This is a genomic window from Stenotrophomonas sp. YJH_SMC_94-11 (assembly GCF_059370435.1).
In genome coordinates, this window is sequence record NZ_JCAFTR010000011.1 from 16,198 (window position 1) to 29,353 (window position 13,156).

Genomic DNA, 13,156 nt, shown 5'->3' on the forward strand with positions numbered 1-13,156 from the left:
GCCGCGGCAGTGCCGCGGCTTTTCCTGTAGCGCCGAGACGATGCCCGGCTGCCGGTAGGCCTTAGTGCTTGGCTTCTTCCTTGGCGGCGTTGGCCTTGGCGTCATTGGCGACATCACGGGCCTTGTCAGCAACCTTCTGTGCGGCGTCCGCAGTGGCGTCGCTGGCATGTGCAGCGGCGTCGGTGGCCGCAACCTTGGCCTTGTCTGCGGCGTTTGCGGTGGCGTCTGCGGCCTTGTCCAGTGCCTGCTGGGTATCGGCGGCGGCCTGCTCGGAAGCGGCAGCAGTCTTGTCGGCAGCGTTGCGGGTGGCTTCGGCGGCCCTGTCCACGGCGTCACGGGCGGCAGCGCCGGCGCTGTCGGCGGCCTGCTGCGCGTCCTGCTTGGCCTGTTCGGCTTCCGGACCCTTGCAGGCGGCCAGGGCCAGCAGCAGGGAGGCGGCCAGCAGCGTGGTGGTGATCGGGCGAATCTTCATGGCGGTCTCCGGTACTGCAATGGATGGGGACGCCAGCCTATTCATGCCGTTGTGAAGACGGGGTCGCGATCCGAGGCGCGCGCAGGCAGCAGGCCAAAGAAAAAGCCGCTGGCGAACCAGCGGCTTTTCCAGAACAGCCTGAAGAAAGAAGTTATTACTTCTTGGCTTCTTCAGCAGCGTCCTTGGCCTGCTCAGCGGTAGCTTCGGCAGCCTTGGCAGCGTCCTTGGCTTCGCCAGCAGCAGCGTCGGTCGCGGCAGCAGCGGTGTTGGCAGCAGCGTCGGTCGCAGCGTCAGCAGCGGTGGCGGCGGTGTTGGCAGCCTGCTGGGCAGCGTCGGCGGTCTGGGCGCCGGCAGCGGCGGCCTGGTCGGCAGCAGCCTGGGCTTCGGTGGCGGCTTCGTTGGCCGAAGCAGCGGCGTCCTGGGCAGCTTCCTGCTTCGAGCAGGCGGCCAGGGCCAGAGCCAGGGACATCGCGACCAGCAGCTTGTTGATGCTCATTGTGTAAATCCTCGTCGTTAGAATTAGGCAACGCGCATGCTGCGCGCCGACAACATGATGACAAGCCAAGATTGGGTGTCAAGCGATCCCGCATTCATTTTTGCGAAATCGTCGTTAAATCTTTTTAAATCAATTCGATGGCGATGGCTGTTGCTTCACCACCACCGATGCACAGGGTGGCAATGCCGCGCTTGCCACCGCGCGTGCGCAGGGCGTTGACCAAGGTCACCACCAGGCGTGCACCGGAGGCACCGATGGGATGGCCCAGTGCGCAGGCCCCGCCATTCACGTTGAGCTTGTCGTGCGGGATGCCCAGTTCACGCATCGGTGCCATCGCCACCACGGCGAAGGCCTCATTGATTTCGAACAGGTCGATCTGGTCCAGCGACCATCCGGTCTTGGCCAGCAGTGTGTGGATCGCGCCGATCGGGGCGGTGGTGAACCATTCCGGTTCCTGCGAATGGGTGGCGTGGCCGACGATGCGCGCCAGCGGGGTAATGCCACGTGCGTTGGCGTCTTCCTCGGTCAGCAGGACCACCGCAGCGGCGCCGTCGGAGATGCTGGAGGAGCTGGCGGCGGTGACGCTGCCGTCCTTCTTGAAGGCCGGGCGCAGGGTCGGGATCTTGGCGATGTCGGAGCGGCCGGGTTGCTCATCGGTGGCGACCTCGACCTCACCCTTGCGGGTGGCCACCTTCACCGCGACGATCTCGTCGGCGAATGCCCCATTGGCCTGTGCGGCCTGTGCGCGCTTGACCGATTCGATCGCGTAGGCGTCCTGTTCCTCGCGGCTGAACTGGTACTTGTCCACGGCGCATTCGGCGAACTCGCCCATGGCCTTGCCGTCGTAGGCGTTGACCAGGCCGTCGTGGGCCATGTGGTCGATCGCCTGGAAGTTGCCGAAACGGTTGCCCGTGCGCGAGTTGGGCAGCAGGTGCGGGGCGTTGGACATCGATTCCATGCCGCCGGCGACCACGATGCTGGCCGAACCGGCCTTGATCAGGTCATGGCCGAGCATGATGGTCTTCATGCCCGAGCCGCACACCTTGTTGAGGGTGGTGGCACCGGTCGACAGCGGAATGCCGGCGGCGATCGCCGCCTGGCGGGCGGGCGCCTGGCCGAGGTTGGCCGGCAGCACGCAGCCCATGAGGACTTCAGAGACGTCGCTGGCCGGCACTCCCGATTGTTCCAGGGCGGCCGCGATGGCGGCCGCGCCGAGGGTCGGGGTCGGCACGCCGTTGAACTGGCCGAGGAAGGAGCCGATGGCGGTGCGCTTGGCGGCGGCGATGACGATGTTGGACATGGCAATCTCGTTGATGCGTAAGCAATGTTCGGAAAGGAGACCGAGGACGTTGGAAGCGCCGCGATTTCCCGGCAGACTGCGTGGGGGTCGACCCAAGTATAGAGGGTCGGGGAGGGCCGCCGCTGGGCGGCACCGCACGCCTGCCGGGATGTAGGCAGGCCAACGTTCATGGGAAGGAATCGATGGAACGCACGATGATGGTGAGGTCGGCGCTGGCGTCGGCGCTGGCGATGGCATTGACGGCATGTGGTGGCGGCGGAGGCGGCGGCAATGTCCGCATAGATCCCCCCCCGACCACCCCGACGCCCCCGACCACGCCCCCGCCGACCACACCGCCTCCGGCCAAGCCGCAGGAGCCGGCCTTCGACGCGCACCTGTCCGTGACCAATGCGCGTGCCGCACAGGCCGCCGGCCTGACCGGGCAGGGGGTGCGCATCGGCATCGTCGATTCGGGCGTGCAGCGCAACGCAGTGGCGCTGAACGGGCGCGTGGCCGCCAACCTCAACTACATCGACCCCGCCCGCAACAACCTGCAGGTGGACGACGTGGTGGGCCACGGCACGGCGGTGGCCAGCCTTGCCGCGGGTGCTTCGGTGGGATCCTGGCCGGGCGGCATCGCCCCCGGCGCACAGATCGTTTCGGCGCGGATCATCGCCGACAAGCCGCCCGTCGATGACGGCAGCGGCAAGGGCAATTCCTTCAGCGGCCCATTGGGCGTGGCGCAGGTCCACCAGGACCTGATCAGCTACAACGTGAAGGTGATGAACAATTCGTGGGGCGGCCTGTACTGGACCGACCTGCCGACCACCGCGCAGGTGGCGGCCGAGTACCGGCCGTTTGTCATCAACCATGGCGGCCTGGTGGTGTTCGCGGCCGGCAACGATGCGCGCCCTGAGCCTAGCAGCCTGGCCGCGCTGCCCAGCCAGCTGGGCGTTGCCGGCTCGCTGCCGGCGGCCGACCTGGAGCGCGGCTGGCTGGTGGCCACTGCGGTGGATCCGTATGCACCGGGCACGCTGGCCAGCTACGCCAATGCCTGCGGCCAGGCTGCGCGCTACTGCCTGGCGGCGCCGGGCAGCGCGGTCTATCCCGATGCCAACGGCGGCAGCTATTACTGGAACTACGGCACGTCCTTTGCCGCCCCGCTGGTTTCCGGCGCCGCCGCCCTGGTCTGGCAGCGCTACCCGTACTTCGACAACAACCTGGTGCGGCAGACCCTGCTGGGCACCGCCAAGGACATCGGTGCGCCCGGCGTGGATGCGGTGTTCGGCTACGGCCTGCTCGACATCTCGCGGGCGATCAAGGGGCCGGGGCGCTTCGACTGGGGCGATGTGGTGGCCAATGTCGATGCGCCATCGAGTGGCTCGCTGTGGAGCAATGACATCGTCGGCAGCGGTGGCCTGGTCAAGCAGGGCGGGGGAACCCTGGTGCTGGGGGGCAACAACAGCTACAGCGGTGCCACCCGCATCGAGCGCGGCATCCTGTCACTGCAGAACGGCAGCGTGATCCGCTCCAACGTGACGATCCTGGCGCAGGCCGATCCGGATTCAACCGGCCTGCAGTTCAATGGCGGTACGCCGCGCGTGATCGGCAATGTGGTCAACGGCAGCAGCGTGTTCCTGACCACCGGCAACACCACCGGCACCATCGAGGGCAACTACACCCAGCAGGCCGGCGCGCAGCTGATGATCGCGCTCGGTGCCAATGCGCTGCAGGTCACCGGCAACGCCACGATCAACGGGGGCGTGCGCGTGCACGGCTTCGTCTCCGGCTATGTGCCGCAGAACGGCAGCCGCCAGGACCTGATCCACGCCGCCGCCGGCCTCAGCGGCACCTTCAGCAGCCCGGCCACCTCCAGCGGCCTGCAGGGCCTGTCGCTGCTGCAGAGCAGCTATGGCTATGACAGCAACAACGCTTGGTTGAACCTGACCCAGGTCAGCGTCACGGCGGCCGCGACCGGGCTCACGGCCTCGGCGCAGTCGGCTGCGCAACGCGTGGACAGTGCGTTCAGCGCACTTGATGGCGATACGACGCTACAGGGCTCGGCCTTCGGTACGGCCGCCGGTGCGCTGCAGTGGACCGGCGGTGGCAGCAAAGGCCTCGAGGCCAGTTTGCAGAGCCTGTCCGGACAGGCGCATGCGCGGGCCGAGTCGGCCACCTTCGACAGCATCGACATGTCACGCCGCGCGATCGCCGAGCGCTTTGATCGCGTGCAGGCGGCGCCGCGCCTGCGCGGGGCCTGGCAGAGCGCGCTCGGCGAAGCCGGGCAGGGCAGTTTCGCCGGCAATGCCGCCGACAGCCGCGGTTGGATGGCCGGCCAGGACCTGCCACTGGGCAGCAATGGGCTGATGGGCGTGGCCTTTGGCGAAACCCGCAGCAATGGTGGCAGCAGCGTCGGTGGTGATCGTGGGCGTGATCGCCAGGCGCAGGCGCAGCTGTATGCCGGCTGGAACCTGGGCCGGGGCTATGCGCTGGCGCAGGTCGGCAGCGGCCAGTTCACCCGGGCGCTGGATCGCCAGTTGCTGCTGGGCGCCGGCGCCTACGGTGTCTCTGCACGTTACGGCGGACGTTTCAGCAGTGCCAGTGTCGAAGGCGGCTATCGTTTCGGCCGCGCGGGTGCGTCGTTCACACCCTACGTGGGCGCCAGCAGCACGCGCGTGGATACCGATGCCTTCAACGAACTGGGCGGGTTCGGCTTCGGCCTGCGTGGCGATGCCAACCGCGTACAGCGCAGCCAGATGCTGGCCGGTATCCGCGGCGAACGTGGCTGGGGGCGCTGGACCCTGCGCGGGCATGCCGAATGGCAGCAGCGGCTCGATGGTGCCGATGCGGACTGGCAGGCCAGTTTCGTCGGCGTTGATGCATGGGCGCCACTGGCGGGCTGGAACGCGCCGCGTGGCAGTGCGCTGTTCGGCGTGGCGCTGGAGTCGTGGTGGGGCCGCAACGGCCGCCTGAGCTTGGGCTTCGACCAACGCGTCGGCGGCGAAGGCGCGCGCCAGGCGGCGTTGCGCTACAGCACCGGGTTCTGAACGGGCGGTCGCGCCGGGTCGAAAGGCCCGGCGCGACATCGGCAGGCTCAGCCGCCGCGCAGGTTGCCCAGGCGCGGGGTGCTGCGACCCAGCGGCATCTTCAGCTTGCCGATCGACAGGATACGGCTTTCGGCGATGCGGTCGGCTGCCCGCTGCGGCGCGATGTTCTCGCGTTGCGACAGTTCGAAGATGCGGGTGAGGTTGTGGTAGATGCTGCGGATCAGGCGCATCGCGCGTTCGCGGTTGTAGCCATCGATCTCCAGCGACACGTTCATCACGCCGCCCGCGTTGACCGCGTAGTCAGGTGCATACAGGATGCCGCGCGCATGCAGTTCATCGCCGATTTCCAGGCTCGACAGCTGGTTGTTGGCGGTACCGCAGATGATCTTCGCCTTGATCCGCGGCAGGGTGTCGGCGTTGATCGCGCCTTCCAGCGCACACGGTGCGAACACATCGGCGTTCACTTCGTGGATCTCGTCTGGCTTGACCGCTTCGGCGCCGAAATCGCTGACCGCGCGATCAACCAGCGCGCTGTCCAGGTCGGTGACATACAGTTTGGCGCCGCGATCGCGCAGCAGCTTGACCAGCTCCATGCCGATGTGGCCCAGGCCCTGCACTGCGATGCTGGTCTTGCCCACTTCCTCATGGCCGAACTTGAAGCGCATCGCCGCCATCAGCGCCTGCAGCGCACCGTAGGCGGTGAACGGGGCCGGATCGCCGGATCCGCCATGGACCTGGTGCACGCCGGTCACGAACTGACTCTCCAGGTAGATGTTCTCCATGTCGTTGACGTCGGTACCGACGTCCTCGGCGGTGATGTAGCGCCCTCCCAGCGAGTCGACATAACGGCCGAAGGCGCGGAACAGTACTTCAGTCTTGTCCACCTTCGGGTCGCCGATGATCACTGCCTTGCCACCACCGACGTTGAGGCCGGCCAGCGCATTCTTGTAGGTCATCGTCCGGCTCAGCCGCAGCACGTCGGCCAGCGCCTCGTCGGTGCTGGCATACGGACGCATGCGCACGCCACCCAGGGCCGGGCCCAGGGTGGTGTTGTGGATGGCGATGATCGCCTGCAGGCCGGCATCGTGGTTGTGGCAGAACACCACTTGTTCGTGGCCGGTGGTGGCGAGGGTTTCGAATAGCATGGCGTCTCCGATGGCGCGATCAGCGGCGAACTGCAGCGAACGGCCAGTGAACGGTAGGGTCCCAAAACAAAAAAAGCGACGTCGTCATGGCTGGGGGACGGGTCGCGCGGCGCCATTCTAGTCCATTCCCCTGGCCGGTGCCGTCGACATCGCATGCCTTCCGGTTAAAGAAGATGAAAGTGCGGCCGATGCTGCGACGACGGCGGGTGGCCGGATTGGCGTGAAGAGGCGGGCGGTCAGTGACGGCAAGGACATTGCAACGACAGGGCGGGCGGCGATGACAGCGGCCTGGTGGCGATCGCTGCGCGGCTGGCTGGCGCGTTCGACCGGGGCGGCACCGTCGCGGCTGGTTGCTGCGTCCCGCCAGGCGGTGGCCGCCGCAGCGGCGAGCCTGCAGGGCGAGGCGCTGCCCCCGGCCGAGATCGCTGCACATCTGCAACGTGGCCTGCATGCGCTGGCCCTGTACCCGCGTCTGGCCGGTGAATCCACGCCGGTGCAGGCCGCAGGGCTGGGCGAGGCGGTGGCGCGCGCGCTGCAGGACCGCAACTGGGCGGCCAGGCAGCTGCCCCGCCGGCCGCAACTGCTGCCGCAGCTGATCCAGACCGTCAACGACGATGCCGCCTCAGCGCGGGTGATGGCCGCGATCATCGGTCAGGACCCGGTACTGACCGGCAACCTGCTGCGCATCGCCAACAGCCCGGCCTACAAGGTGCATGAGCGTCCGGTCGAAAGCCTGCAGCGGGCGGTGACACTGGTGGGTACCGAAGGCGTGCGGCAGATCATCAGCGCGGTACTGGTGCAGCCGGTGATGCAGGTGCAGTGCGAAGTGTTCCCGCAGTTCAGCACGATCATCTGGGAGCACGCATTGCTGGCCTCGCGCGCGGCTGCAGACCACGCACGCACGGTTACCTTCGGTGATGCTTTCGCCGCGCAGTGGCTGGGCCTGGTGCAGGGACTGGGCGCGTCACTGGTAATGCGCCAGCTGCTGCAGGAAGCGCAGGCCCGCGGCGAGGCCGTGGAGCCGGCGTTGGCCCTGCAGATGTTGCAGCAGTGGTCGTTGCCGTTGGCGCAGCGGGTCGCCGCCGCATGGGAGCTGCCTGAGCCGGTTCACCAGGCCCTGGCGGTGGATGCAGAAGGGGCGCTGGCCGACAGCCTGCGCCTGGCCAGCGCCGCCGCAGCGGCCAGCCTGTTGTGCCGCCATGGGCATGCCAGCCAGAGCCGCATGCTGGCGCTGCTGGAGCAGCTGCCTTCAGCGCCGCCGCATGCATTGCGCTGGATCTGGCGGCGCCTGCATGGGCGCAGCGTGGAGACGCTGGATGATGCCGGACAGGACCAGGCCGGCCCGGCGGCCTGAGTACTACAGCTGCGATTCGACCGGCAGCCAGCTGATGGCCCGCGCGGTCCAGCGCTTGCCCAGGCTCGCGCCGGGTTCGGCCTCCACCCAGTGCGGTGGCGGTTCACGCTCCAGCCAGCGTAGCCGGCCTCGGTCGTCCAGCGCCAGCCACCAGCTGTGCCTGGGGTCCGCCAGGCGCAGGTACTCATCGCGCAGCTGCGCCCCCAGCACCGGGTCGTCGAACAGTACGCCCATTTCGGTGTTGAGGTAGGCGGAGCGCGGGTCGAGGTTGAACGAGCCGACGAAGCCGCGGCGGTCGTCGACCACGAACGCCTTGGTGTGCAGGCTCGCGCCGCTGCTGCCGAACATGCCGGCATCGCCGGACTGTCCCTGCGCCTTCAGTTCGTACAGGTGGACGCCCGCTTCGAGCAACGGCACGCGGTAGCTCATGTAGCCGCCGTGCACGGCGGCGACGTCGTTGGCAGCCAGTGAGTTGGTCACCACGCCGACCTGCACGCCCCGCCCGGCCATGGCCGAAAAGCCATCCAGGCCTTCGTTGCCTGGCACGAAGTAGGGTGAGATCAACAACGCTTTGTGCCGGGCGGCCTGCAGCTCGCTGATCAGGGTCGACACCAGCCAGGCAGCGCGATCATCCCTGCGATGCTTCATCGGCGGGTCCGAGACGATGCGCACTGCACTGCTCCAGTGCAATGGCTCGGGACTCGGGCGCTGCCGCTGGCGCGATTCGGCCACGCGCGCAAGGTAGGGCCGCGCCACGTCCCGCTGCGCCTCATGATCCGATTCGCGCACCAGCAGGCGCAGCTGTGCATCGGTATGGAAGGCAAGCGCGGATACCGGAATGGCGGCCTCGCTGTTCCAGTAGTCGTCGAAGATCCGGTTGGCCTGCTCCACGGCAGGGCCGGCGACCAGCAGGTCCAGATCCTGGAAGTTCACATCGGTGCGCGCGCTGAAGTACTCCTCGCCGATGTTGCGGCCGCCGACGATCGCGACGCGGCCATCGGCGATCCAGCTCTTGTTGTGCATGCGGTGGTTCACGCTGAAGAAGCGTTGCACCATCTCCACCACGCGCAGGATGCCGGTCCGGTTGCGGAACGGGTTGTAGAGGCGGATTTCAATGTTGGGGTGCCGGTCCAGCGCCATCATCAGCGCGTCCTTGTCCTTGGCGTTCATGTCGTCGAGCAGGATGCGCACGCGCACACCGCGCTCGGCGGCGTCATGCAGCGCCTTGGCCATCAGGTGGCCGATCAGGTCGTCGTGCCAGATGTAGTACTGCAGGTCCAGGCTGCGGCCAGCGTGCGCGGTGATCATCGCGCGCGCGGCGAAGGCATCCATGCCATCACTGAGGAACGCTACGCCTGACTGCCCGGGATGCGCGTCCTGCAGCGGCACGATCTGCTGGTCGATGCGGGTCTGCGCCGGCTGCAATGGCAGTACATGCGAGGGCGCGCCCTGTGCCTGTGGCGTGAGATGGTCGGCCAGCAGCAGCCCGGACAGGACCAGCAGCAACAGCGCGGCGAGGACGATTGCAGCGACGCGCAACAGGCGTCGCCCCAGGGGCATGGGCAGGCTCATGCCTCGATGGTAGATCCACGCCCTGCGTGAAGGAATGCCTGCAGGATCGATAGGGCGTCAGCGCCCTTGCCTTCGGCAAGGGATCCGACCCCGCGGGCGTCACGGATGGGGGGCGGACCCGTTTCTGCAGGAAAGGGCCCTGACCCGCAGGCCTCAGAACCGCTCGTCGCTGCCCAGGTAACGCCACTGCGCCGGCGGCAGCGGCCCCAATGCCACCCGGCCGATGCGCAGTCGGCGCACGGCCAGCACCTGCAGCCCGGCGGCGGTCACCGCCACGCGCAGGCCCTTGACGGTCAGCCCCTTGCCGGCAAAGCGCAGGCGCTGCTCGCTTTGCCAGCTGACCTTCGCGCCGCCGGATTCCTGCTGCAGCCGCGCCAGCAGCCACGGTCCTCGCTCGGGGCCGCCTTCGGCCACTTCGATCAGGTATTCCTGTTCGGTGCGGCCCAGATTGCGCTGTAGATGGGCCAGCGTGGCCGGATCCTGGCTGACCACCACCAGGCCGCTGTCGCTGGCCGGAAGTGCAGCGGCCAGCTGCAGGCCGTGGAAATGGCGCTGCAACGGACGGATGTCGCTGGCATCAAGTTCGCTGCGGCTGTCACTGCTGACCAGCGCACACAGGGTCTCAGCAGCAACGCCGGCCGGCTTGTGCAGCAGCATGCTGACCCGCTCGGCCTTTTCATCACTGGCCTGCTCGGCCACGACGATCACCACGCTGTCATCGACCGGGCGCTGTGGCTGTTCCACCACTTCGCCGTCGACCGTTACCCAGCCGCCTTCGATATAGCGCCGCGCTTCGCCGCGGGGGATGCCGAGCAGGGCGGACAGGCGTTTGTCGAGACGGATCGGTTCCATGGCGGGCAGGTCGGGCAGGGGGCGCGCAGTGTAGCTGCTGCGGCCGGTCAGCGCTGGCTGCGGTTGGCCAGCTCGGTCAGGTACAGACGGGTATCGAACTCCAGCTGCAGGTAATCCGGTTCCATGTGCTGGCACAGCTGGTAGAAGGCCTTGTTGTGGTCGGCTTCCTTCAGGTGGGCCAGCTCATGCACCACGATCATGCGCAGGAACGCCGCTGGCGCCTGGCGGAATACCGTAGCGATGCGGATCTCGCGGCTGGCCTTGAGGCGGCTGCCGTGCACGCGGGAAATGGCGGTATGCGTACCCAGCGCGTGCTTGATCACTTCCAGGGTGTTGTCGTAGCAGACCTTGTTGAGCGGCACCGACTTGCGCAGGTAGCGATCTTTCAGCGCCTGGGTGTAGTCGTACAGCTGGCGGTCGCTGCGCACCTCGTGCGGGTCGGGATAGCGCTGCTGCAGCCAGGGGCCGAGCTTGCCCTGCGCCAGCAGTTCGCTGACCTGGGCGACCAGGGGTTCGGGGTAGCCGGTGAGGTACTTCAGGACTGCCATGCAGGGGCGGCGGGGCGTCGGTAGAATGGAAGCATCCAAGATTACACGCGGTATGTACCAACCATGGCAAAGCCCAACGCGCTGCAGGAACAATTGCTCAAGGCCGGTCTGGCCAAGAAGTCGCAGGCCAGCGCCGCCGCGCGGGAGCAGGCCAAGGCCCGCCAGGGCAAGGCCGAATCGGCCTCGGCCGAGGTCCAGCGTGAGGCTGAACGTGCCCGTGCCGAGAAGGTCGAGCGTGACCGCGCGCTGGCCGCCGAGCGCAATGCCCAGGCCAGGCAGGCGGAACAGAAGGCACAGGCGAAGCAGATCATCGCGGCCCATGCAGTACCCCACAAGGGCGATGACGAGTATCGCTTCAGCGATGGCGCGGCGATCCGCACCCTGCTGATCGACCCCAAGCTGCGCAAGGCGCTGTCGGTGGGCGTGCTGGTCATCGTCGCCAATGGCGAGGGTTACGCCCTGCTGCCGCGCGCCGCCGCCGAGAAGGTGCGCGAGCGGGCCCCGGAGGCGATCATCGTCGACCACGGCCAGCCGGGCTCGACTGCTGAGATCTCCACCGGCAACGCCGAGGACGACGCCTACTACGCCCAGTTCCAGGTGCCGGACGACCTGATCTGGTAAGCAAAAAGGGGACGGAGGGGATTAAGTCGCGATCGCCCCGATTGGATCCGTTGGCGTTCTGCTCAGCTTGCTGAAGGCGCACCGGGCACGGCTCGGCGCAACACTGGCCTGCTCCTTTGTGGGCGGGTGTATCGTCCCCATATCAGGCGACACACCTGCGGAGGAAGACCATGGCCACCGGTTGGGCGGGAGATGGCGCGGTCCAGGACCAGATCGACGCCACCGTCGACGATGCGATCGCCCGCGCGCGCCGCCAGCTGCGGCAGGGCCCGGGCCTTGAGCACTGTGAGGAATGTGAAGCGCCGATTCCGTTGGCGCGACGTCGTGCTGTGCCGGGAGTTCGCCTGTGCGTGGCGTGCCAGCAGGCGCATGACGAAGAAGAGCAGGCGCATGCCGGTTACAACCGGCGTGGCAGCAAGGACAGCCAGCTGAGGTAAAGGGTGTTCGGCAGGGCTGCGCCCTGCACCCGCCGAAGCCTTCAAGCCAAGGCAACAGCAACAGCAAAAGCAAAAGCTGGCATTCCGTGGGTTGGCAGGGCGGTGTCGGAGTGCGGGGACGCCGTAAACCCGTCCATGGGGGCTTGGCCGCGGCATCCATGCCGCGGACACCCCGCACTCCGACATCGCCCCACCTCTGACAGATTCCGTGCGCTGTTGGCGGGTGCCGACCGTTAGTCGGCACATCTGTCAGATATCGAATGAATTCATTCGTGCCGACCAACGGTCGGCACCCACCAAAGCAGAACGCCGTTCCGACAGTTCGCGGAAAACTGTCGAAGGCGGGGTGGGTCCGGTTGAGGGGGCGTGAGCCGCATGGATGCGGCGACCGAGCTTACATGGACGTACTTGCAGCGTCCCCCTCAACCGGACCCAGCCCGCCAACCCACGGAATGCCCGCCTTTGACGTTGACGTTGCTTCGGCAGGTGCAGGGCGCAGCCCTGCAAAGGAAGACCCCCTCAGCCGTCGCCCTGGATGCCGCCGGGGGCCTGCGCCGGGTCGCGCCAGCGGCGCACCGTGCGCTGGAAAAACAGGTTGTTCGGCAGCTGCAGCACCGTACCCTCATGGCCGTCGCCGGTTTCCTGCAGCGTGGTGTAGATCAGGTTCACGTCGATCACCCGCCCCTTCAGGCCCGGCTTCTCGCCGTTCTCCAGCACTTCGATGTAGTCATGCAGGCGGAACGGGCGAGTGGTGAAGATCAGCAACGTGCAGAAGATGTTGGACAGCACGCTCCAGGCCGCGAAGAAGGCCACTGCGCCCACGGCGGCGAAGCCGGTGAACGCGGTCCACAGCACTGAAGGCTTCGCGCCGAGCAGGCTGAGGATATACAGCAGGGCGCTGAAATAGACCACGAAACTGGTGATCCGGCGCGCGCCCATCACCATTTCAGGTGGCAGCGTGTAGTGCTCGGCAAAGCGCCGGATCAGGCGACGGGCCAGTACCCGCAGCAGCCAGGCGACCAGCAGCACCAGCACGATCTGCAGGGCCACGCCCGCGTAGTTCAGCCATGGGTGGCTCCAGGCCGGCAGGTGATCCTTCAGCGACAACATCATGGGGGCGAAAACAGGTGGCGGGAACGGCCTCGATGTTACCCGGCGCGTGCCGGGGTTTCGACCATCGGCGACCACGCCAGGCAGACCAGCTCCTGTCGATGCTGCTGCAGGCAGGCGCGGCCGTTGTCGGGGCACAACCGCAAGGACAGGCCCGATGCCTGCAGCACGACGCAAGCGACGACTACCAGCAGGGCGGCGCAGGACGGGCTGGACATGGCGG

General features: G+C 67.5%; 13 protein-coding genes. 4 read left to right on the top strand and 9 right to left on the bottom strand.

Features of this window, described 5'->3' with window-relative positions:
• Nucleotides 1-61: 61 nt before the first annotated feature.
• From AC5P74_RS17440 to AC5P74_RS17450, 3 genes are all read right to left on the bottom strand, one after another.
• Entirely contained in the window at nucleotides 62-472 is a 411-nt protein-coding gene (locus tag AC5P74_RS17440; protein WP_005418205.1) for a hypothetical protein, read from the bottom strand.
• Between the two features lie 154 nt (nucleotides 473-626).
• Nucleotides 627-968, bottom strand: a complete 342-nt coding sequence (locus AC5P74_RS17445; RefSeq protein WP_005418203.1) for a hypothetical protein — start codon at nucleotides 966-968, stop codon at nucleotides 627-629.
• Nucleotides 969-1,092: 124 nt separating this feature from the next.
• Nucleotides 1,093-2,268, bottom strand: a complete 1,176-nt coding sequence (locus AC5P74_RS17450; protein ID WP_005418201.1) for a thiolase family protein — start codon at nucleotides 2,266-2,268, stop codon at nucleotides 1,093-1,095.
• Nucleotides 2,269-2,450: 182 nt separating this feature from the next.
• Here AC5P74_RS17450 and AC5P74_RS17455 point away from each other — a divergent pair, with 182 nt between their 5' ends.
• Nucleotides 2,451-5,294: a S8 family serine peptidase gene (locus tag AC5P74_RS17455; protein WP_495205005.1), complete on the top strand. Its 2,844-nt coding sequence runs from the start codon at nucleotides 2,451-2,453 to the stop codon at nucleotides 5,292-5,294.
• Between the two features lie 47 nt (nucleotides 5,295-5,341).
• Here AC5P74_RS17455 and AC5P74_RS17460 read toward each other — a convergent pair whose 3' ends face one another.
• Nucleotides 5,342-6,439, bottom strand: a complete 1,098-nt coding sequence (locus AC5P74_RS17460; protein ID WP_004153019.1) for a Glu/Leu/Phe/Val dehydrogenase dimerization domain-containing protein — start codon at nucleotides 6,437-6,439, stop codon at nucleotides 5,342-5,344.
• A 277-nt stretch (nucleotides 6,440-6,716) separates the two neighbouring features.
• On the opposite strand from AC5P74_RS17460, the gene AC5P74_RS17465 reads away from it, so the two are divergent.
• Nucleotides 6,717-7,793 carry an HDOD domain-containing protein gene (locus tag AC5P74_RS17465; RefSeq protein ID WP_065185469.1) on the top strand — a complete coding sequence of 359 codons (1,077 nt, stop codon included), beginning with the start codon at nucleotides 6,717-6,719 and terminating at the stop codon, nucleotides 7,791-7,793.
• Between the two features lie 3 nt (nucleotides 7,794-7,796).
• Here the strand turns inward: AC5P74_RS17465 and AC5P74_RS17470 are convergent, their stop codons facing one another.
• From AC5P74_RS17470 to AC5P74_RS17480, 3 genes are all read right to left on the bottom strand, one after another.
• Nucleotides 7,797-9,353: a phospholipase D family protein gene (locus AC5P74_RS17470; RefSeq protein WP_346607738.1), complete on the bottom strand. Its 1,557-nt coding sequence runs from the start codon at nucleotides 9,351-9,353 to the stop codon at nucleotides 7,797-7,799.
• A 165-nt stretch (nucleotides 9,354-9,518) separates the two neighbouring features.
• Nucleotides 9,519-10,217, bottom strand: coding sequence for an RNA pseudouridine synthase (locus AC5P74_RS17475; RefSeq protein ID WP_206620987.1), 699 nt, complete (start codon nucleotides 10,215-10,217; stop codon nucleotides 9,519-9,521).
• Between the two features lie 47 nt (nucleotides 10,218-10,264).
• Nucleotides 10,265-10,765: a M48 metallopeptidase family protein gene (locus tag AC5P74_RS17480; RefSeq protein ID WP_053499398.1), complete on the bottom strand. Its 501-nt coding sequence runs from the start codon at nucleotides 10,763-10,765 to the stop codon at nucleotides 10,265-10,267.
• Between the two features lie 63 nt (nucleotides 10,766-10,828).
• Between AC5P74_RS17480 and AC5P74_RS17485 the strand changes: the two genes are divergently transcribed.
• The gene (locus tag AC5P74_RS17485; protein WP_005418186.1) at nucleotides 10,829-11,386 is read left to right on the top strand and encodes a DUF2058 domain-containing protein; all 558 of its coding nucleotides are present in this window, start codon (nucleotides 10,829-10,831) and stop codon (nucleotides 11,384-11,386) included.
• Nucleotides 11,387-11,556: 170 nt separating this feature from the next.
• A complete protein-coding gene (locus AC5P74_RS17490; RefSeq protein ID WP_005418184.1) occupies nucleotides 11,557-11,823 on the top strand; it encodes a DksA/TraR family C4-type zinc finger protein in 267 nt (88 codons plus the stop codon).
• A gap of 519 nt (nucleotides 11,824-12,342) precedes the next feature.
• Here AC5P74_RS17490 and AC5P74_RS17495 read toward each other — a convergent pair.
• A complete protein-coding gene (locus tag AC5P74_RS17495) occupies nucleotides 12,343-12,936 on the bottom strand; it encodes a mechanosensitive ion channel family protein (RefSeq protein WP_005418176.1) in 594 nt (197 codons plus the stop codon).
• Between the two features lie 35 nt (nucleotides 12,937-12,971).
• Nucleotides 12,972-13,151: a hypothetical protein gene (locus AC5P74_RS17500; RefSeq protein WP_206620988.1), complete on the bottom strand. Its 180-nt coding sequence runs from the start codon at nucleotides 13,149-13,151 to the stop codon at nucleotides 12,972-12,974.
• Nucleotides 13,152-13,156 lie beyond the last annotated feature (5 nt).